Origin of the sequence: Micromonospora sp. WMMD736 (assembly GCF_049179015.1) — a bacterium.
Taxonomy (GTDB): domain Bacteria; phylum Actinomycetota; class Actinomycetes; order Mycobacteriales; family Micromonosporaceae; genus Micromonospora.
The window spans coordinates 1-1,758 of sequence record NZ_JBMHMI010000031.1 but is presented as its reverse complement, the minus strand read 5'-3'; the positions used below and the strand labels follow the sequence as shown (position 1 = coordinate 1,758).

Here is a 1,758-nt window from a genome sequence, read left to right as displayed (position 1 = left end):
ACCTTGCCCGCGTCGTGGCGCACCACGTCGCGCAGGATGCCCGACGGTGCATGCTCGGCGAGCACCATACCGTGCGGATACCGAGCCAACCGCTGGAGGTTGAGGCCGTTGCGCCGCAGACCGAATCGGTCGCCATGCGGGCCCAGCCGCAACAGCAGGTTCATCAGGCGCCGCGGCGTCATCTGCAACCTCGGCCATCGGTCCAACCAGGCCAACGGCCGGTTGAGGCGTCGCAGTGGCCCGGTGGCGAACAGCGACAAGCCCATCCGGCGCGCGATTTCGGAGTACACCTCCCACTCCGGACGGGCCTGCCCATACGGCTTGAGCACCGCGTCGGTGGATTGCACGAACAACGTCGGGGAGCACGCGGCGAACATGATCGGCAGATCGTCACGTTCGAGCATCGTGGTGGCGGGCAGCACATAGTCGGCCAGGCGGTTGGTCTCGTTGACGTACAGGTCGAGTGACACAAACAGATCCAGTTGCGGCAGTGCAGCTTCCAGCGCATTGCTGTTGGGCACCGACAGCACCGGATTGCCGGCCACCACGAACAACGCCCGCAGCTGCCCTGGGCCTGCGGTGGTGATCTCGTCGGCCATCACCGCGGCGGGAAACGTGCCGAGCACCTCGGGCAGTCCCCCGATCCTCGACCGCGCGGTGTCATAGCTCATGCTGCCGAGCTTCTCGCCCATCTCCTCCACCGGGATCACCGCATGCGACATCAGCGTGCCGCCGGGCCGGTCGAGGTTTCCGGTAACCAGGGTGAGCGCATCGAGCAGGAAGCTGACCAGGGTGCCGTGATGGCCCAGGCAAGCGCCGGTGCGGCCGTAGGCGGTGGCGGTGGGTGCGGTGGCGAAGTCGCGGGCCAGGGCGCGCACCACGTCGGCGGCAATGCCGGTGCGGTCGGCGGTGTCCTCCGGCGCAAAGCCGGCGCACAGTGTGCGCAGCCGCTCGCCGCCGGTGGCCTGGCCGGCCAGCGCGGCGGTGTCTTCCAGGTCCTCGGCGAAAATGACGTGCAGCATGGACAGCAGCAGCCAGGCATCGGAATCGGGGCGCACGGCCAGGTGCTCGTAGTGGCGCGCGGTTTCGGTGCGTCGCGGATCGACGACCACCACACGGCCACCCCGACGCACGATGGCGGCCAGATCGTCCTTGACGCGTGGCGCGCGCACCGCGCTGCCGTGCGACACCAGCGGGTTGGCGCCGAGCATGAGCAGGAAATCGGTGCGCGGCAAGTCCGGGAAGGGCAGCTGGCTGGCGGCGCCGTAGAGCAGCTTGCTGGCCACGAACCGGCTGTTGATGTCCTGGGACCCGGCCGAATACAGGTGCCGCGCGCCGATGCGTTCCATGAACACCCCGGCCCACAGGCTGCTGGCGTAGCCGAACGCGGCGGGATTGCCGAAGTACTGGCCGACGGAGTCACCGCCGTGCTCGGCGAGGGTGGCGGCCAGTCGCGTCGCGATGTCATCAAGCGCGGTGTCCCAGTCGATCTGCTCGAAGCTGCCGTCGGCGCGGCGGCGCAGCGGGTGCAGCACCCGGTCCGGGTCGTTCTGGACGTCGGTGAACGCGATGCCCTTCGGGCAGGCCCGGCCGCGCGACAGCGGGTGCTGTGGGTCAGGACGCAACGAGACCAGTCGATCGTCGGCGACGGTGGCGATCAGGCCGCACATCGGCTCGCAGATCCGGCAGTAGGTGACGCGCTCGTCGGCACTCACCGTTTCAGTCGCCACCGTAGACACTTTATCGGAACTGTCTACC

General features: G+C 68.8%; 1 protein-coding gene. It reads right to left on the bottom strand.

Annotation, left to right across the window (positions count from 1 at the left end):
• A partial coding sequence (locus ACN269_RS33035; RefSeq protein ID WP_421477006.1) for a molybdopterin-dependent oxidoreductase occupies positions 1–1,730 on the bottom strand: 1,730 nt, incomplete at its 3' end.
• Positions 1,731–1,758 lie beyond the last annotated feature (28 nt).